The 17154-nt window shown below is 62.5% G+C and carries 18 protein-coding genes; 5 read left to right on the top strand and 13 right to left on the bottom strand.

The features are described from left to right. Positions 1–58 precede the first annotated feature (58 nt). The gene (locus IFT75_RS14790) at positions 59–544 is read right to left on the bottom strand and encodes a flavin reductase family protein (RefSeq protein WP_122477673.1); all 486 of its coding nucleotides are present in this window, start codon (positions 542–544) and stop codon (positions 59–61) included. Positions 545–781: 237 nt separating this feature from the next. Here IFT75_RS14790 and IFT75_RS14785 point away from each other — a divergent pair, with 237 nt between their 5' ends. Continuing rightward, positions 782–2185 (top strand): purine-cytosine permease family protein, encoded by a 1404-nt coding sequence (locus tag IFT75_RS14785; RefSeq protein ID WP_122477675.1) that lies wholly within the window; start codon positions 782–784, stop codon positions 2183–2185. 104 nt (positions 2186–2289) lie between these two features. On the opposite strand, the gene IFT75_RS14780 is transcribed toward IFT75_RS14785, so the two are convergent. From IFT75_RS14780 to ribBA, 5 genes are all read right to left on the bottom strand, one after another. Next, a complete protein-coding gene (locus tag IFT75_RS14780; RefSeq protein ID WP_192055362.1) occupies positions 2290–3444 on the bottom strand; it encodes an ABC transporter ATP-binding protein in 1155 nt (384 codons plus the stop codon). A gap of 9 nt (positions 3445–3453) precedes the next feature. Continuing rightward, a complete protein-coding gene (locus IFT75_RS14775) occupies positions 3454–4263 on the bottom strand; it encodes an ABC transporter permease (protein ID WP_122477679.1) in 810 nt (269 codons plus the stop codon). A 6-nt stretch (positions 4264–4269) separates the two neighbouring features. Further along, the gene (locus IFT75_RS14770) at positions 4270–5208 is read right to left on the bottom strand and encodes an ABC transporter permease (protein ID WP_122477681.1); all 939 of its coding nucleotides are present in this window, start codon (positions 5206–5208) and stop codon (positions 4270–4272) included. After that, positions 5193–6218, bottom strand: a complete 1026-nt coding sequence (locus IFT75_RS14765) for an ABC transporter substrate-binding protein (protein WP_192055360.1) — start codon at positions 6216–6218, stop codon at positions 5193–5195. Before IFT75_RS14765 ends, IFT75_RS14770 begins: the two co-directional genes overlap by 16 nt. A gap of 95 nt (positions 6219–6313) precedes the next feature. Beyond that, on the bottom strand, positions 6314–7462 hold the full coding sequence (gene ribBA / locus IFT75_RS14760) for a bifunctional 3,4-dihydroxy-2-butanone-4-phosphate synthase/GTP cyclohydrolase II (protein ID WP_122477684.1): 1149 nt from the start codon (positions 7460–7462) through the stop codon (positions 6314–6316). 88 nt (positions 7463–7550) lie between these two features. Between ribBA and IFT75_RS14755 the strand changes: the two genes are divergently transcribed. Then, entirely contained in the window at positions 7551–7853 is a 303-nt protein-coding gene (locus IFT75_RS14755; RefSeq protein ID WP_122477686.1) for a DUF1330 domain-containing protein, read from the top strand. On the opposite strand, the gene IFT75_RS14750 is transcribed toward IFT75_RS14755, so the two are convergent. The 6 genes from IFT75_RS14750 to IFT75_RS14725 all read right to left on the bottom strand — a co-directional run bounded on the left by IFT75_RS14750 (position 7850) and on the right by IFT75_RS14725 (position 12719). Further along, positions 7850–8413: an NUDIX hydrolase gene (locus tag IFT75_RS14750; protein ID WP_192055357.1), complete on the bottom strand. Its 564-nt coding sequence runs from the start codon at positions 8411–8413 to the stop codon at positions 7850–7852. The two genes, IFT75_RS14755 and IFT75_RS14750, sit on opposite strands and share 4 nt — an antisense overlap. 5 nt (positions 8414–8418) lie before the next feature. After that, positions 8419–9171, bottom strand: a complete 753-nt coding sequence (locus IFT75_RS14745) for a GntR family transcriptional regulator (protein WP_122477690.1) — start codon at positions 9169–9171, stop codon at positions 8419–8421. Positions 9172–9296: 125 nt separating this feature from the next. Further along, positions 9297–9782 (bottom strand): flavin reductase family protein, encoded by a 486-nt coding sequence (locus tag IFT75_RS14740; RefSeq protein WP_185793181.1) that lies wholly within the window; start codon positions 9780–9782, stop codon positions 9297–9299. 11 nt (positions 9783–9793) lie between these two features. Beyond that, the gene (locus tag IFT75_RS14735; protein ID WP_192055355.1) at positions 9794–11275 is read right to left on the bottom strand and encodes an aldehyde dehydrogenase; all 1482 of its coding nucleotides are present in this window, start codon (positions 11273–11275) and stop codon (positions 9794–9796) included. Further along, entirely contained in the window at positions 11272–12105 is an 834-nt protein-coding gene (locus IFT75_RS14730; RefSeq protein ID WP_192055353.1) for an alpha/beta fold hydrolase, read from the bottom strand. The genes IFT75_RS14735 and IFT75_RS14730 overlap by 4 nt, the downstream gene beginning before the upstream one ends. A gap of 23 nt (positions 12106–12128) precedes the next feature. Further along, positions 12129–12719 carry an amino acid synthesis family protein gene (locus tag IFT75_RS14725; protein WP_192055351.1) on the bottom strand — a complete coding sequence of 197 codons (591 nt, stop codon included), beginning with the start codon at positions 12717–12719 and terminating at the stop codon, positions 12129–12131. Between the two features lie 351 nt (positions 12720–13070). On the opposite strand from IFT75_RS14725, the gene IFT75_RS14720 reads away from it, so the two are divergent. Continuing rightward, entirely contained in the window at positions 13071–14414 is a 1344-nt protein-coding gene (locus IFT75_RS14720) for an MFS transporter (RefSeq protein ID WP_185793183.1), read from the top strand. 59 nt (positions 14415–14473) lie between these two features. On the opposite strand, the gene IFT75_RS14715 is transcribed toward IFT75_RS14720, so the two are convergent. After that, entirely contained in the window at positions 14474–15373 is a 900-nt protein-coding gene (locus tag IFT75_RS14715; protein ID WP_185793184.1) for a LysR family transcriptional regulator, read from the bottom strand. Positions 15374–15471: 98 nt separating this feature from the next. Between IFT75_RS14715 and IFT75_RS14710 the strand changes: the two genes are divergently transcribed. Then, the gene (locus tag IFT75_RS14710) at positions 15472–16098 is read left to right on the top strand and encodes an RraA family protein (protein ID WP_185793185.1); all 627 of its coding nucleotides are present in this window, start codon (positions 15472–15474) and stop codon (positions 16096–16098) included. 16 nt (positions 16099–16114) lie between these two features. Continuing rightward, entirely contained in the window at positions 16115–16984 is an 870-nt protein-coding gene (locus tag IFT75_RS14705; protein ID WP_185793186.1) for an NAD(P)-binding domain-containing protein, read from the top strand. Positions 16985–17154: the final 170 nt, after the last annotated feature.

Genomic DNA, 17154 nt, shown 5'->3' with positions numbered 1-17154 from the left:
ATCTGTTGGCGGTGATTCTTCCCGGCCGGGGGCTTGCCGCAGCCTGGGTATGGGAGTGTCAGGCGAACGCGGGAAGGGCGCCCATTTTGCCGCGGCAGTAGACCAACGGGCTTTGCGGGGCGCTGGGTACCAGCAGATTCTTCACCGCGCCAACCATGATTGCGTGGTCACCACCCTCGTACTCGCGCCACAGTTCGCACTCGATGACCGCAATGGCATTCTTGAGTACCGGATTACCCAGAGCGCTCATGCTCCACTCGATCCCGTCGGCCTTGTTCTTGCCTTTGCTGGCGAAGGCGTAGGCTTCGGCCTGCTGGTCGCTGGAAAGCAGATGGATGGCGAAGCGCTTGCTGCGAATCAAGTGGGGGTAGGAGTCGGCTTTGTAGTTGGGGCAGAACAGCACGAGGGCCGGATCGATCGACAGCGAGCTGAAGGCACTGGCGGTCATGCCGACCAGTTGGCCTTCGTCGTCCAGCGTGGTGATCACGGTCACGCCAGAGGGAAACGAGCCCATGACTTGTTTGTAGATTTCGGCATCGATCATCAAAGGCACCTCTCGTTTATTCGAATATTTGTTGGTCTGATGGTATACCAAAGAAATGTTTGTGCAACCCTGAATTTCAGTCGCGAGATACACAACTGGCAACGGCTTGGAGGTGGCGGGACTGAGCGATCCTCTTGCGTTTTCTTGGTATACCGTAATATGGTCTGTCTATCAGAAGCGGGTCGTTGCATTGATCCGGATTCCTACAAGAACAACAACAGACTCGAGTGAAAGACTATGTCCGAGCGTTCATCGCAAGACCCATTGATCGAGAGCTACACCGTCGAGCAGGTCCCTTCCACCGAGCGCCATGGGCGGGCTCGGGACCTGTTCACACTGTGGTTCAGCACCAACATTGCGCCCCTGCCGATCGTGACCGGCGCCATGGTGGTACAGGTGTTCAACCTCAACCTCGCCTGGGGGTTGCTGGCCATCGTGCTCGGGCACTGCCTGGGTGGGCTGGTCATCGCCTTGTCCTCGGCCCAGGGGCCGCGGCTGGGCATTCCGCAGATGGTCCAGAGCCGCGGACAGTTCGGCCGCTTCGGCGCGCTGCTGATCGTGTTTTTCGCCGCATTGATCTATGTCGGCTTCTTCATCTCCAACATCGTGCTGGCCGGCAAGTCGATCCACTCGATGGTCGAGCCGATCTCCCTGCCCGTAGGGAGCGTGATCGGCGCCTTGGCCGCCACCGCCATCGGTGTGCTGGGCTACCGGTTCATCCATACCTTGAACAAGATCGGTACCTGGGTGATGGGCGGCGCACTGCTCGCCGGATTCGCCTATGTGTTCAGCCAGCCGTTGCCGGTCGACTTCCTTACCCGTGGTGGCTTCACCCTGGCGGGGTTCATCGCCACGGTGTCGCTGGGGGTGATCTGGCAGGTCAGCTTCTCGCCCTACGTGTCGGATTACTCGCGCTATCTGCCGACCGATATCGGCATCGCCAAACCGTTCTGGGCCACCTATGCCGGTGCCACCCTGGGGACCATCCTGTCGTTCAGTTTCGGCGCGGTGGTGGTGCTCGCAACGCCGCCGGGCACCGAAGCGATGACTGCCGTGGCGCAGGCCACCGGGGCGCTGGGCCCGTTGTTGATGCTGCTGTTCCTGCTCAACATCATCAGCCACAACGCCCTGAACCTGTACGGCGCGGTACTGGCCATCGTCACCGCCGTGCAGACCTTCGTGGCCCACTGGACGCCCAGCGTGAAAGTACGCATTGTGCTGTCGGCGCTGGTGTTGAGTGGCTGCTGTCTGGTGGCGGTGGGCGCCTCGGGTGACTTCATCCAGGACTTCATCGGCTTGATCCTGGCACTGCTGCTGGTGTTGGTGCCCTGGGCGTCCATCAACCTGATCGACTTCTACCTGATCAAATACGGCAACTACGATATCGAGTCGATCTTCGCCGCCGACGGCGGGCAGTACGGGCGCTTCAACTGGCACGCGATCATCGCCTACGCCTGTGGCATTGCCGTGCAGCTGCCGTTCGCCAACACCGCCTTGTATGTCGGCCCCTACGCCCACCTGGTCGAAGGTGCCGACCTTTCCTGGCTGGTCGGCATCGTGGTGACCTGCCCACTGTTCTACTGCCTGGCCACGCGCAAGCAACAGCGCGCAGAGCGGGTACGCGCCGGATACGCCAAGTAGTTCGAACCGACGGAAACAGCACCTGCAAAAAGGCCCCGATCACTCGGGGCTTTTTGCGTTGCGGGGTTGAAGTTGCGTTGCGGAGTAGAAGGCGCGTTGCAGGCTCAGTGCGCGCCAGCCGCCTTGTTGAGGTCAGCGTCTTCCCACTGGGTGTACACGCAGGCATCCGCCGCTGCCCAGCGCACCTGGACCTGCTCACCGGCCTGCAAGGGCATGCCGGCTGCAGACAAGGCCTTGACCGTCATCGGCGTGCCACCCTGGGTCACGACGCTGCAGGTCTGGCTCTCGCCGAGAAACAGCGTCTCGGTGACCGTGGCGGCGATCTGGTTCCAGCCCGGCAGCAGCGGTTGCTCTGCAGCCTGCGCGGCGCTCAATGCCTGGGCTTTCTCGGGACGTACCATCAGCAGTACCTGCTGGCCCGTATTGGCGCCGGGTGTCAGGCGCATGCCCAGGCTGGCGCCTTCGAAGCTGCCGGAACCGTTGCTGGTGGTGGTCAGCTTGAGGAAGTTGGAGTTGCCCAGAAACGAGGCCACGAAGGCATTGGGCGGGTTCTGATAAAGGTCGTAGCCGCTGCCCAGCCCGACAATCTTGCCGTGGCTGAAAATCGCGATACGCTGCGACAGGCGCATGGCCTCTTCCTGGTCGTGGGTCACGTAGACGATGGTGATGCCCAGGCGCCGGTGCAGCTGGCGCAGCTCATCCTGCAGGTCTTCGCGCAGCTTCTTGTCCAGTGCGCCCAACGGCTCGTCCATGAGCAGAATGCGCGGCTCGTAGACCAGGGCGCGAGCGATGGCAACGCGCTGCTGCTGGCCACCGGACAGCTGCGAAGGGCGACGGTGTGCGAAGGCCTCGAGCTGCACCAGCTTGAGCATTGCGTCGACCTTGCGATCACGCTCGGCGCGGCCCAGCTTGCGGATGTCCAGGGGGAAGGCAATGTTGTCGCGCACCGACAGGTGCGGAAACAGCGAATAACGCTGGAACACCATGCCGATACCGCGCTTGTGCGGCGGCACGTTGACCAGCGACTGGCCGCTGACCAGGATCTCGCCGGAACTGGGTGTCTCGAAGCCTGCCAGCATCGACAGGGTGGTGCTCTTGCCCGAGCCACTGGAACCGAGGAAGGTCAGGAACTCGCCGTTCTTGATGTCCAGGTCGATATTGTCGACCGCAGCGAAGTCGCCGTAATGACGGTTCAGGCCGCGGAGGCTGACCAGGGTGTCGCCGGCCTGCACGGCCTGTTGTTTGATCACAGCACTCATGTCCAGCTCCTAGGCGTTGACGGGGTTACGGCGACGAATGATTTCGGCAGCCACCATGACCAGCACCGACAGGGCGATCAGCAGCGTCGAGGCGACGGCGATCACCGGCGTCAGGTCCTGGCGCAGGGTGGTCCACATTTTCACGGGAAGGGTCTGCAGGGTGGGGCTGGCCATCATTACGCTGAGGACCACTTCATCCCAGGAAACCAGGAACGCGAACAGGCCGCCGGCGACCATGCCCGGACGAATGGCCGGGAACGTGACCTTGAAGATTGCCTGCAGGCGGGACGCACCACAGATCACCGCAGCGTCCTCGATGGACTGGTCGAACAGCTTCAGCGAGTTGATGATCGAAATGATGGTGAAGGGCAGGGCGACGATCACGTGGCTGACCACGAACGAGAACACCGTGCCGGTGTAGCCCAGCTTGAGGAACAGCGCATACACGGCCACCGCGATGATCACCACCGGCACGATCATCGGCAGGGTGAACAAGGCATACAGCAACTCGCGGCCCGGAAACTTGCCACGCACCAGCGCGAAGGCCGTCGGCAGGCCCAGCAGTACCGCGAACACGGTGGTCAGTGCAGCGACTTTCAAGCTCGACCAGGCCGCTGCCATCCACTCGGGGTTGGCGAAGAACTGCAGGTACCACTTGGTGGTCCAGCCCGGTGGCGGAAACACCAGCCACTGGGATGAGCCGAACGACAGCAGCACGATGAAGACGATCGGCAACAGCAGGAACAGGCCGATCGACCCCGTGGTGAGGTACAGGCCCACGCGCAGGCGTCGACTCATGGCATTGGGGGTAAGAAGCATGATGACTTACCTCGAATTGCTGGAGCCGACCGGGGATTCCGGTTGCAGCTTCAGATAGAAATAGAACAGCACCAGGGTGATCAGCACCAACAGTGCGGCCGCAGCGCTCGCCAGCCCCCAGTTGAGGAAGGATTGCACCTGTTGCACGATGAATTCGGGCAGCATCATGTTCTGCGCGCCACCCAACAGGGCCGGAGTGACGTAGTAGCCCAGCGACATGACGAACACCATCAAGGCGCCGGAGAACAGTCCCGAGCGGCACAACGGCAGGAACACCCGGAAGAAGTTGGTCCACGGACTGGCGCCGCAGATGGCGCCGGCCTGCAGCACCATCGGATCAATGGCCTGCATGGTGGCCTGCAGCGGCAGAACGATGAACGGAATCATGATGTAGCTCATGCCGATCACCACCCCGGTCAGGTTGTGCACCATCTCCAACGGCTGGTCGATGATGCCCAGGGCCATGAGCAACTTGTTGACCACCCCCGACGCCTGCAGCAGTACCAGCCAGGAGTAGGTGCGCGCCAGCAGGCTGGTCCACATCGACAGCAGCACGATACTGAAGATCCAGCGGCCCCAGCCCCGTGGCACCAAGGTGATCACCCAGGCCAGCGGAAAGCCCAGCAACACGCTGAACAGGGTCACCAGCCCGGCCACCGAAAAGGTGTTGAACAACACCCGCGCATAGGCCGAGTTGGCGAACAGTTCGCGGTAGTTGTCCAGCCCCGGTGTCGGCTCCAGCACGCCGCGCAGCAGCAGGCCAATGAGCGGGGCGAAGAAGAACAGGCCGAGGAACACCAGCGCCGGGATCAGGTTGCTCGACCCGCGCCAGCGCTGGATCAGGCTCGGGCGCGGCTGGGCAGCGCGCAGCGCACCGGGGCCGCCGGCGGCGCCCCCGGTGCTGCCGAGGGCGGAGGGCGAGGACAGCTTCACTTGACCAGCCATTCGTTCCACCGTGTCGCGATAGAGGGGCCATTCTTGGCCCAGTAGGCGAAGTCCAGAGTGATCTGGTCGTCAACGTGCGCGGTCGACAGGTTGGGCGCCAGAATCGAGTCCAGGCGCTGCACGCTTTCAGTGTTGACCGGGGCGTAGGCCGTCAGATTGGAGAAATCGGCCTGGCCCTTGGCACCGGTGGCGTTGGCCACGAAGCGCATGGCTGCCTCCTTGTTTTTCGAGCCCTTGGGCACGACCAGGAAGTCGGCCATTGCCAGGTTCTGCTTCCAGCTCACGCCCACCGGAGCGCCATCCTGTTGCAGGGCGTAGACCCGACCGTTCCAGAACTGACCCATGGTGACTTCGCCCGAGGCCAGCAGTTGCTGGGACTGGGCGCCGCCGCCCCACCAGACGATGTCCTTCTTGATCGAATCGAGCTTCTTGAAAGCGCGGTCGAGGTCCAGTGGATAGAGCTTGTCGGCAGCGACGCCGTCGGCCAGCAGGGCGATCTCCAACACGCCTGGGCTGGGCCACTTGTACAGTGCGCGTTTGCCGGGATAGGCCTTGGTGTCGAACAGTGCAGTCCAATCCTGGGGTTTGCCGGCGCCGACCTTGCCTTCGTTGAAGCCCAGCACGAATGAGAAGTAGAACGAGCCCACGCCGTAGTCGGAGACGAAGCGCGGGTCCAGCTTGGTGCGGTCGATGACCTTGAAGTCCATGGGTTCGAGCAGGCCTTCGCTGGCCGCACGCAAGGCGAAATCGGCTTCCACGTCGACCACGTCCCACTGCACGTTGCCGCTCTCGACCATGGCCTTGAGCTTGCCGTAGTCGGTCGGTCCATCCATGACCACCGCGGTGCCGCTGCTTTTGCTGAACGGATCGGCCCACGACGACTTCTGCGCGTCCTGGGTGGTGCCGCCCCAGCTGACGAAGCTCAGCGTCTCGGCTGCCACGGCAGTGCCTGCCGTGAACGCCAGGGTCGCTGCGGCCAACGCCGCTATCGCACGTTTTTTGAATACCATCTTGTACGCCCTCATTTGTCATTGTTTGAGCGGGCTGTTTCCACACCCGCGTATCGGGAGCAGTCAGGTCGTGGCGACCTGGACGATCGTTTGTTTCAGATGCCGTTGCCGTCCATGGCGGATGCATCCGGTCCGGGTGCCTGGAATGCGATGCTTTCGACCACTTCGAGGTCGTAGCCCGTGAGACCTGCGTACTTGAGCGGCGGGCCCAGGTGACGCAGTTTGCCGACGCCCAGGTCTTGCAGGATCTGCGCGCCGGTACCGACTTCCGAATAGATGCGTGTCTGCGTACGCGAATACGGGCGCACCGGCTGGGTCAGGTGCGGTACCCGCTCGAGCAGGGCCTGGGAAGACTCGTGATTGGCCAGCACCACCACCACGCCCGCACCGTGCTCGGCGACTTTCTGCAGCGCCGCCCACAGCGTCCAGTTGGCAGGGCCGGTGTACTCGGCGCCGACCAGGTCGCGCAGCGGGTCGATGACGTGCACCCGCACAAGAGTCGGATCTTCGCGGCGGATGTCGCCCATGACCATGGCCATGTGCACGCCGCCCTGGATGCGGTCTTCATAGCTGACCAGGCGGAACGTGCCGTGCACGGTAGGCAGCTCGCGCTCGCCCATGCGCGTCACCGTGTGCTCGGTGCTCAGGCGGTAGTGGATAAGGTCGGCGATGCTGCCGATCTTGATGCCGTGACGGGCAGCGAACAGCTCCAGGTCCGGACGACGCGCCATGGTGCCGTCGTCTTTCATGACTTCGACGATCACCGCGGCAGGGGTGAAGCCGGCCAGCCGCGCCAGGTCGCAGCCGGCTTCGGTATGCCCGGCGCGGGTCAGTACACCGCCTTCGCGGGCGCGCAGGGGAAAGATGTGGCCCGGTTGCACAAGGTCGGCGGCAACCGCCTGAGGCGCCACTGCGGCGGCAACGGTGCGCGCCCGATCGGCGGCGGAGATACCGGTGGTGACCCCGCTGGCGGCTTCGATGGAAACCGTGAACGCGGTGCCGAACCCGCTGCCGTTGCTGGGTACCATCTGCTCCAGCCCCAGCCGCTGGCAGCGTTCTTCGGTGAGGGTGAGGCAGATCAATCCGCGTGCTTCGCGGGCCATGAAACTGATGGCCTCGGCCGTGCAGCAGTCGGCGGCGAGCAGCAGGTCACCTTCGTTTTCGCGGTCTTCGTCGTCCACCAGCAAGACCATCTTGCCTTGACGAAAGTCCTCGATGATTTCTTCGATGCTGTTGAACGCCATGCCTGCACTCTCTGGGATGACTGGTCTGGGATAACTGGCCTAATCGTGGTATACCATAATACGTACATTACCCCCTGTCGAGGTGAAAATGAAGGCTTATTGGATTGCTCATGTAGACGTTACCGATCCTGCGCAGTACGTGCTTTACACCCAGCGCGCGCCAGCGGTTTTCGCCCAGTTCGGGGGTCGCCTGCTGGCCCGTGGGGGGCGTTCGCAAGCCATGGAAGGCAGGGCCACGCCGCAGCGCAGCGTGGTGATCGAGTTCGATTCGTACGCCCAGGCGCAAGCCTGTTACGAGTCCAGGGAATACCAGGAAGCAGCCGCCCTGCGTGCGGGCGCCGCGAAGGCCGAAGTGATCATCGTCGAAGGTTGCGAGGCGGTCGCCGGCTAGCGCATGAAGTGGATGCGGCCGGTATCGTCGTTGCCCATGTAGATGCCGTAGGTACCGGTCGCGCGCTCCTGGATGTAGCGCTCCAGGATCTGCCGGATGGCAGGGTAGTAGATGCTGTCCCAGGGAATGTCCTGCGGCGCGAAGAACTGCCGTGCGGCAGTTTCCGGGCCGAATTCGTCGGTGATCTCCAAGGCCATCGCGCGAAAGATGATGTACACCTCGCTGATCCGCGGGACGCTGAAGATCGAGTACGGCGAGAGGATTTCGGCGCGCACTCCGGCTTCTTCCCACAGCTCGCGCAGGGCGCCTTCCTCGGTGGTTTCTCCGCTTTCCATGAAGCCTGCGGGCAGCGTCCAGGTGCCGGGGCGCGGCGGGATCGCCCGCTGGCACAGCAGGTACTTGCCGTCGGTTTCGACGATGCAGCCGGTGATGACCTTCGGATTGACGTAATGGATGTGGCCGCAACCGGAGCAAAAGGTCCGCTCATGGGTATCGCCCGCAGGGATTCCGAGGCTCAGGCCGCAGGCACCGCATTGGGGGCAAAACCGTGGAGTGGCCATGTCGGTCAGCGTCCGATGCGCGGTTCGTTGAGGGCTATGGGCGCGGCGATGTCGCGCACCTTGTGATCGTCGTTGCGCTGCTGACGCAATGATTCCAGGGCGACCTTCGCAGCGGCGCGGACGTGATCGACGGACGCCTGGTGCGCCGCCATCGGATCGCCGCTCTTGATCGCGGTGACGATGCGTTCCATTTCGTCGCTACTGACGCCGCGGCGGTTTTCCTGAGACACCGAGGTGGCGCGCAGGTAGCTGATGCGGGCCTGCAACTGGCGCAACTGGGTAGCGGCGACCTGATTGCCCGAGCCTTCGAAGAGCACGTCGTAGAAACCCTGGACCGAGCTCAGGACGTCGGACAATGCACGCTCTTCGAGCGCCTTGCGGTTGACCGCCAACGCTTTTTCCAGGGCACGGATGTCCCGGGCCTTGGCATTGAGGGTGAACAGCTGGACGATCAGACCTTCGAGCACGCAGCGCAGCTCATAGATGTCGCGGGCGTCTTCCAGGGTGATGATGGCCACACGTGGACCCTTGGCGTCGGCGAATTCCACCAGGCCTTCGGATTCCAGGTGTCGCAGCGCCTCGCGCACCGAGGTACGGCTCACGCCCAGGCGCTCGCACAGATCACGCTCGACCAGGCGATCGCCCGGCAGGAGCTGGAAGTTCATGATGGCGCTGCGCAACTTGTCGAGCACGATTTCGCGCAGGGTGACGGGGTTGCGATTGACCTTGAAGCTGTCGTCGAGGGGCAGGCGTTTCATCGGGTCCGCTCTGTTGAAAAGGCAAAAAAACAGCGGCGAGTCTAGCACGCCACCCGGCCTTGCTGCCCAACGGCGACAGGCCAGGTGCCCAGGTCCGGCTGGCCTGGTGGGTCAGCGCAGGTCGATCATCCCAGGGTCGGCAATGCGCCCAGTTTGCCGCGGTGGTAAAGCATGGGCGTCAACGGCTCGCTGGGCAGGATCAGGTTCTTCACTGCACCGACGATGATCGCGTGATCGCCACCGTCGTACTCGCGCCACAGTTCGCACTCGATGATGGCCGTGGCTTTCTCCAGCAGCGGGTTGCCCAGCTCGCTGAGGTGCCAGGCGATGGCCCGCGCCTTGTCCTTGCCCTTGCTGGCAAAGGCGTAGGCCTCCGCCTGCTGGTCTGCGGACAGCAAGTGAATCGCGAAGCGCTTGCTGTCACGCAGGATAGGGTAGGTGTCCGACTCGTAGTTGGGGCAGAACAATACCAGCGCCGGGTCGATCGACAGCGCACTGAATGCACTGGCGGTGATGCCGACGATGCCGCCTTCCGGGTCCAGCGTGGTGACCACCGTCACGCCGGATGGGAACGAAGCCATCACTTCTTTGTAGATGCCGGGTTCGATCATTTCAAATTACCTCAACGCATCACGAATGGGTCGGGCATGGGGGCCTGGGACAGGTTGATCCATACCGTCTTGAGTTCTGTGTAGGCCAGTACCGAATCAATGCCGCTCTCGCGGCCATAGCCACTGTTCTTGAAGCCGCCGATCGGCGCCATGGCCGATACCGCGCGGTAGGTGTTGACCCAGATGATACCGGAACGCACGTCACGGGCCAGGCGGTGGGCACGGCCCAGGTCGCGGGTCCAGATGCCGGCGGCGAGGCCGAACTGGGAGTCGTTGGCCATGGCCAGCGCTTCTGCTTCGGTGGAGAAGCGGATGACCGACGCCACCGGACCGAAGACTTCCTCCTGCATGATCTTCATGGAGTGGTTGTCGCATTCGAACAGGGTCGGCTGGTAGTACCAACCGTCGCTGTCGGTCTGTGCGCGCTGACCGCCCATGCGCAGGGTAGCGCCTTCTTCCAGCGCCTGCGCGACCAGGCTTTCGACCACGGCCAATTGCTGGGCGGTGGCCATAGGGCCCATTTCGCTGGCTTCGTCCTGGGGGTTGCCGATCTTGATGCGCTTGGCGCGCTCGACCAGACGCTCGACGAACTCGTCGTAGATCTCGTCCTGCACCAGCAGGCGCGAGCCGGCCACGCAGCTCTGCCCCGAGGCGGCGTAGATGCCGGCCACCACGCCGTTGATGGCGCTGTCCAGGTCGGCATCGGCGAAAATGATGTTCGGCGACTTGCCGCCCAGCTCCAGGGACAGTTTGGCGAAGTTTTCGGCGCTGCTGCGTACCACATGGCGCGCGGTGGCGGCACCGCCGGTGAAGGCGATCTTGCGCACCAACGGATGGCGGGTGAGGGCAGCGCCGGTGCTCGGGCCGTAGCCGGTGACGACGTTGACCACACCCGGTGGAATGCCGGCTTCCAGAGCCAGGCGGGCCAGCTCCAGCAAGGTGGCGCTGGCATGCTCGGAGGGCTTGAGAACGATGGTGTTGCCAGCAGCCAGGGCCGGCGCCAGCTTGATCGCCGTCAGGTACAGCGGGCTGTTCCAGGGAATGATCCCGGCCACCACGCCGATCGGTTCGTGCACCGTGTAGGCGAACAGGTCGGGCTTGTCGAGCGGCAGTGTGCCGCCCTCCAGCTTGTCTGCCAGGCCTGCGGTGTAGTGGAAAAATTCGGGCAGGTAGCCCACCTGGCCGCGGGTTTCGCGGATCAGCTTGCCGTTGTCACGGCTTTCGAGCTGAGCCAGCGCTTCCTTGTTCTCGCCGATCAGGTCGCCCAGTCGGCGCAGCAGCTTGCCCCGGGCGGTGGCGGTAAGCCCGCGCCATGCCGGCGCCTCGAACGCCCGCTGTGCGGCCTGCACGGCGCGGTCGACGTCGGCCTCGTCGGCGTCGGGCAACAGCGCCCAGGGTTGGGCCAGGGCCGGGTCGTGACTCTCGAAGGTCTTGCCGGACAGCGCATCGACCCACTGGCCGTCGATGCACATCTGAAAGCGTGAAAGGGTCATGCGACGATCCCCTGTGCCTGGTTGTCCAGGCGCTGGGCCCGGGTGAGAAAATCCAACAACATCTGGTTGACCAGCCGGGGTGATTCCACCGGCATCATATGCCTTTGCTCGTGGAGTATCGCTACCTCGGCGTGGGGAATGCGCTCGGCCATTTCCCGGGCCATCTGTGGCGTGGAGCCCGGGTCGAGCTCACCCGTGGCGATCAGCGCCGGCGCCGCGATGCTGCCGAGGTCATCGGCGCGGTACATGTCCTGGGTGGCGAACAGCTCATAGGTGGTCAGGTAGCCCTGAGGATCATTGCTGGCCAGGGTCTCGCGCAGCGCGGCAATCTGCGCCGGGTTGGCCGCCTGATACTCGCGGCTGAACCAGCGCGACAACGCCGCCTCGGCGTTCGCGTTCGGGCCATGCTCGGCAGCCTGCCCGGTGCGCGCTATCACCCCGGCGCGCTGTTCGGCGCTGCGGTTGAACACGCTGTTGAGCACCACCAGAGCCTGCAGGCGTTCGGGGTAGTGCAGGGCGAACGCCCGTGCCACCAGCCCGCCCATGGAGAAACCGATGACCGTCGCTGCGGGCACCTGCAAGTGATCCAGCAGTTCGAGCAATTGGTCGGCATAACCGAGCAACGCCGTGCCTGGCGCAGGCAACGCACTGGCGCCATGCCCGAGCATGTCGTAGGCGATGACCCGATAGTGCGGCAGCAGCCCGACGAACTGGCCCCCCCACATTTCCTTGTTCAAGCCCACTCCATGGATGAACACCACGGGCGGGCCGTCACCCGCGGCTAGGTAAGTGGTACCGGCCGCAGTGCGTTCAGCGGTAAGCCGAATCATGGAGCGCTCCTGAGTCAAGTGGGTCACTGGGCCTTTTCGGCAGCCAGCTCTTCCAGGTCGATGTAACGGTTGCCGATCCGCGGGTGCAGACGCCCGCCGTTGGCGCAGCCCAGGACGACGACGATCTCGTCGGCGCGCGGCGAATCTTCGATCTGCATTTCCAGGGTGACGTAGTGGGAGCGCAGGCCTTCGTCGTCCTTGTGCATCATCGGGATCTGGATCGAGGTGCCAGGGCCGCCGCGCTTGTTGGTGAAGCTCAGGTAGCTCTTGGCTTGCACCGCCTCGCGGTAATGGTTGCCGAAGCGCAGGGTGTGGATGACGGCCGAGGCGTGCTCGATTTCGCCGTCGGCACCGACCACCGCCGCCTTGCCGTAGGCCTCGATCTTGTCCGCGCCACCGATGCTGGCCACCAGGCGCTCGACCATCAGGGCTCCGAGGTCGGAACAGTTGGCCTTGATCTCCGGTTTCAGGTCATCGACGAAGCCGCGGCCCAGCCACGGGTTCTTCATGACCACCGCGAGGCCAACCATGGTCACGGGACTGTCGGTGGCCTTGCCGCCTTCGATGAGGGTCTCTTCGGAGTAGGTGACGATTTTGCGGATCTCGAAGCTCATGCCTGTTTCCTTCTTGGAGGGTTTGTATCTGGTATTATGGTATACCAAGAACGAGCTTCGGCAAGTGTTTTTTTGTGGCACGGTCGGTCTCGTCTGACTGCCCGTAGAACTGGGGATAGAACCCGGCCGAAAAGCCAACCATGCTCGGCGCGCGTGGCGCAGGTGATCGGATTCAACCTCGCGTTGTTGTCGGGAAGCACGGTTGGCGGTGCATCGGCGTGAACGACGCGGGCACGTTTGTGCGCCGTGTCATGCCAATAGAGAATGAATGAATGTGCTTATTTATCGCTTTTTCTATTTCGCGCAGCTGGCCAAGATTGACCATCGAACAAACATAATAAAGGAACGCTCATGGTCGAATTAGCCCACACCGAGGCCGCCGCTCGGTCGGCCAGGTCGAAGTATCGCTGGATAGTGCTGTCGGTGATCGTCGTGGTGTACATGCTGGCCGCTGCCGATCGCGCTAATATCGGCATCGCTCTGCCGTATATTCAGAAGGAATTTGGCGCCAGCAACGCGCAGGCTGGCATGCTCGTCAGTGCGTTTTTCCTGTTCTATTCACTGGGTCAGATTCCGGCAGGCTTCATCATTAGCCGGTTTGGCGTGCGGCTCGTCGCGCCGGTGTCGATCACGCTGACGTCGATCGTCACCCTGTTGATCGGAACCGCGCATAACTTCGGCATGATCAAGCTCTATCGGTCCGCCTTGGGCATCGCCGAAGCCGCACTCCCGCTGTCCATGCTCAGCACCATCAATCGCTGGTTTCCAGCGGGTGAGAAGGGCTTGGCCACGGGCGCATTCCTTTCTGCCGCCAAGATGGGCGCCGTCATAGCCCCACCCGTGGGCGCCGCCATCATCATGCTTTACGACTGGCGCACCATGTTCATCGTCTTCGCCATCCCCGGCCTGCTGCTGGCATTGATCTGGTGGTGGGTAGTGCCAAACGATCCCCGTGCCTGCAAGCGGGTCAACGGTGCCGAAGCCGATCATATCGAAGATCAGACCCCGGCCGAGAGCGGGCCCAAGCGCCGTCAGCGAGATTTCGGCGCGTTGGACAAAGTGCTGCGCTACCAGCGAGTGGCACCCCTGGCTTCCTCTAAATCGGTATTTGCCTCCTGGAACATCTGGGGCTGTGGCCTGGGTTATTTGCTGATGACAGGCGTGGTCAATGTGCTGCTGGCCTGGCTACCCAAGTACCTGAGCGAAGTGAAGCACTTCGAACTGATGCAGGTTGGCTTCATCGCCGCACTGCCGTTTGCCGGTGGAGTACTGGGCAACATCGTCGGCGGCTGGTTCTCGGACCGGATTCTGGACCGTCGTCGCAAGCCCACCATGATGATCAGCGCGGTGGCCACTTGCGTGATGATGGTGGCCTTGGTTTATGCGCCCAACGGGCTGTTGGCAGTAAGCTTGCTGTTGTTCGGCACGGGCTTCCTGCTGAACATCGGTTACTCGTCGTTTTCGGTCTATTCCATGGGCCTGACCAGCCGCTCCACTTACCCGGTTGCGGCCTCGTTGGTCAACAGCGCAGGGCAGGCGGGCGGAGCAATAGCACCCCTGGTCACCGGCTTTCTGCTGGACAGCTACAGTTGGACAGCGGTCTTCATTTTCCTGGGGATCTGCTCGCTGGCGGCCCTGGCCTTCGTGCTGACCATTGCCGAACCGGCTGATCAGGTCGAGCCCGCCGCGCAATGACAACGTTGCGTTGATCCTGGTAATACGCAATGGGGCGCCGAATGCACGGTGCCCCGGGCTCATCGTTGCAACTGGCGAGTGAAGTCGCACAGCTCTACTGCCAGCCCCGACACCTCGGTCATGAACGCTGAAGGGCGATCGTTTCGATACATCGCCTTGTAGGGCACTGGGGGTAATGTGGGGGTTGTGCGGATGATGTTAAGTTTGCCCTCGTCCACCAATGGCCGAAAGCATTCCAACGGCAGATAAGTCACACCCAAGCCTGCGGCTGTCAGTCCGAGCATGGCGGTCAGACTGTCCGAGGACAGCGTCTTGGGCAGGTCGACGCCCAAGGTACGCAGCCATTTGTTCACGAACAGTCCCGAGCCCGATTTCTTGCCTTGAACCAGCATTGGGTATTTCGCCAGTTCCGCGAGGTCCAGCACCTCATCGTGGCCTATCAGGCCCGGTGCGGCCATCCAGGCATTCTCGACCTCGCCCAAGGCGACAGAGGTCACTTCCGGCGCGGTAAAGGTGTCGGGAATGATGATCAGGTCGATCATGTCGTCCATGAGCTTTTCATGGAGGTTGCGGCTCATGTCGACCTCTGGCTCGATAATGAGTCCCGGATAATCGGTTACCAGCCGCGTCACCAATCGCGGCAGCCAAGTCCATGCGGTCAGTTCGGTCACACCCAACCTGAGCCGGCGCTTCACCACTTGGGTACCGTCCTTGAGGGAGTCGATGCGCTCGGCGAGCCCGAGCATTTCCCGCGCTATCACTAACAGTTCCTCGCCAGCGCTGGTCAACCGGGCGCCGCGTTGCGAACGGTCGAACAGCTGCATGCCGGTCGACGCCTCGAGTTCCTGAACGCGTTTGGATATGGCGGACTGAGTGGTGCTCAGGTGCTCTGCAGCGCGCTCGAAAGTTCCGAGCCGCTCTATCCAGTGTAAAGCAAGCAATTGGCGCAGGGTGATCATGTCCATTCCTTAATAGAATGATTGGATATTGAATAATATCGCTTTTTCTATTTCATAGCCTGTTTATGCTGGTGTTATCTGCCATCGGAGAACTGTCTATGACTGCCGTACTCGCCTCATCCGAACGTGAAGAACTGGTAACCGCATTTGCCCGCACCTCCACTTCGATCATCAGTGACTGTCTGGATCGTTTGCCGGGCGCAGCGTTGCGCCCCTTTCACAAGATCGAAGGGACCATGGCTGGTATCGCTTTGACGGTAAAAGTAGCCAATGGCGATAACCGAGCCATTCATCAGGCCCTTGAACTGCTCGAACCTGGCCACGTACTGGTGGTCGATGGCGGCGGCGATGTCAGCCGTGCATTGATGGGCGACATCATGGCGGCGATTGCTGAAAAACGTGGCGCGGCGGGTGTGGTGATTGACGGCGCGATTCGCGATCTGGCAACCATTGGCAAGGGTATGTTTCCGATGTTCGCGCGGGCCGGCATTCATCTGGGCCCCTACAAGAACGGACCTGGTGAGATAAACGTTCCAGTGAGCATCGATGGGATGATCGTGTCGCCGGGCGACTTCGTCGTCGGTGACCACGATGGCATCGTCGCCTTCGCCGCATCGCGCGCGGCCGAGCTGTTGAGCGCCTGTCATGCGACCGAACAAAAGGAAGCGGAAATGATGGCGCAGATCGCCGCAGGCACTTACAAGGGCGCCTACGCCGCTCACTGATTGCAGGAGATACAGCATGAAAATCGGAATTATCGGTGCAGGCGAAGTCGGACTGACCTATGCAAGACCCTGGGCGGCAGCTGGGCACGAAGTCGTTTTGTGCGATCTGAAGCCGTCCGCTGCTGCGGCGGCCTTTGCTGCGCAGGCAGGCAGCGATATCTGTACATCGGTTGCAGACATCGCGCCAAGCTGTGACGTACTGGTATCGTGCGTGTTTGGTACGGTGTCGCTGTCCGTCGCCGAGCAGGCGCTCGCGCATATGGCCAAGGACGCTTTATATGTGGACATGACCACTGCCGATCCCGCATTGATCAGGACGGCGGCGCAACGTGCCGCAGAATTCGACGTGAGTTATGTCGATGTGGCCATCCTCGGTGCGATTGCGCTGACGCACGAAAAAACCAACTTGCTGGGCGCCGGCACTGGTATCGAGCGCGCCCTGACGTTGTTCGCCTTCGCCGGCGCGCCGCTCAAACCAGTGGAGCACGGCGCAGCCGGTGATGCGGCGGCCCTGAAGATCCTCAGAAGCGTATTCACCAAAGGCTTGGAAGCCCTGACTATCGAATGTTTCATGGCCGCGGAGAAGCAAGGCGTCAGTGACAAGTTGCACGACGCTTTGAGCGACATCGATCAGGCAAGCCTGCGCGATTTTCTCGGTGCCCTGATCCGCACCCATGTACTGCATGCGCCGCGTCGCTTGAAGGAAGTCGAAGAAGCTGAGCGGCAGTTGCGTGCCGCTGACATGCCGGTCGCGGTGCTGCCGGGGGTCAGGGATCTCTTCCAGCGCACGACCGACCAGATCGCCGCGAATCCGATCGATGTGGCAACACCCACGTTGCCGCAGGCATTCGAGTGGTTGTTCAAGGTCAACGAAGTATCCAGATGACTGCGCGGTGACGTAGCTTGTGTTCCCTGTGGGAGCGGTCATCGGCCGCGAAAAGGGCCCCGTAGTTTGCCTGATGCTCCGTGGCGTCTGGTTCGCGGCCGCGGACCGCTCCTACAGGGCATTTGCGCGTTTTGAAGGGGGGTGAGGGTATCATGGCCTGATCACAGGCG

Origin of the sequence: Pseudomonas sp. CFBP 8758 (assembly GCF_014841725.1) — a bacterium.
In the GTDB taxonomy this organism is placed as follows: domain Bacteria; phylum Pseudomonadota; class Gammaproteobacteria; order Pseudomonadales; family Pseudomonadaceae; genus Aquipseudomonas; species Aquipseudomonas baltica.
The sequence above is the reverse complement of the archived record's forward strand: the minus strand, read 5'-3'. Positions and strand labels throughout refer to the sequence as shown.

Coding starts and splice junctions, on each gene's coding strand:
- IFT75_RS14790 (WP_122477673.1), bottom strand. CDS start 544: ATGATCGATGCCGAAATCTACAAACAAGTCATGGGCTCGTTTCCCTCT.
- IFT75_RS14785 (WP_122477675.1), top strand. CDS start 782: ATGTCCGAGCGTTCATCGCAAGACCCATTGATCGAGAGCTACACCGTC.
- IFT75_RS14780 (WP_192055362.1), bottom strand. CDS start 3,444: ATGAGTGCTGTGATCAAACAACAGGCCGTGCAGGCCGGCGACACCCTG.
- IFT75_RS14775 (WP_122477679.1), bottom strand. CDS start 4,263: ATGCTTCTTACCCCCAATGCCATGAGTCGACGCCTGCGCGTGGGCCTG.
- IFT75_RS14770 (WP_122477681.1), bottom strand. CDS start 5,208: ATGGCTGGTCAAGTGAAGCTGTCCTCGCCCTCCGCCCTCGGCAGCACC.
- IFT75_RS14765 (WP_192055360.1), bottom strand. CDS start 6,218: ATGGTATTCAAAAAACGTGCGATAGCGGCGTTGGCCGCAGCGACCCTG.
- ribBA (WP_122477684.1), bottom strand. CDS start 7,462: ATGGCGTTCAACAGCATCGAAGAAATCATCGAGGACTTTCGTCAAGGC.
- IFT75_RS14755 (WP_122477686.1), top strand. CDS start 7,551: ATGAAGGCTTATTGGATTGCTCATGTAGACGTTACCGATCCTGCGCAG.
- IFT75_RS14750 (WP_192055357.1), bottom strand. CDS start 8,413: ATGGCCACTCCACGGTTTTGCCCCCAATGCGGTGCCTGCGGCCTGAGC.
- IFT75_RS14745 (WP_122477690.1), bottom strand. CDS start 9,171: ATGAAACGCCTGCCCCTCGACGACAGCTTCAAGGTCAATCGCAACCCC.
- IFT75_RS14740 (WP_185793181.1), bottom strand. CDS start 9,782: ATGATCGAACCCGGCATCTACAAAGAAGTGATGGCTTCGTTCCCATCC.
- IFT75_RS14735 (WP_192055355.1), bottom strand. CDS start 11,275: ATGACCCTTTCACGCTTTCAGATGTGCATCGACGGCCAGTGGGTCGAT.
- IFT75_RS14730 (WP_192055353.1), bottom strand. CDS start 12,105: ATGATTCGGCTTACCGCTGAACGCACTGCGGCCGGTACCACTTACCTA.
- IFT75_RS14725 (WP_192055351.1), bottom strand. CDS start 12,719: ATGAGCTTCGAGATCCGCAAAATCGTCACCTACTCCGAAGAGACCCTC.
- IFT75_RS14720 (WP_185793183.1), top strand. CDS start 13,071: ATGGTCGAATTAGCCCACACCGAGGCCGCCGCTCGGTCGGCCAGGTCG.
- IFT75_RS14715 (WP_185793184.1), bottom strand. CDS start 15,373: ATGATCACCCTGCGCCAATTGCTTGCTTTACACTGGATAGAGCGGCTC.
- IFT75_RS14710 (WP_185793185.1), top strand. CDS start 15,472: ATGACTGCCGTACTCGCCTCATCCGAACGTGAAGAACTGGTAACCGCA.
- IFT75_RS14705 (WP_185793186.1), top strand. CDS start 16,115: ATGAAAATCGGAATTATCGGTGCAGGCGAAGTCGGACTGACCTATGCA.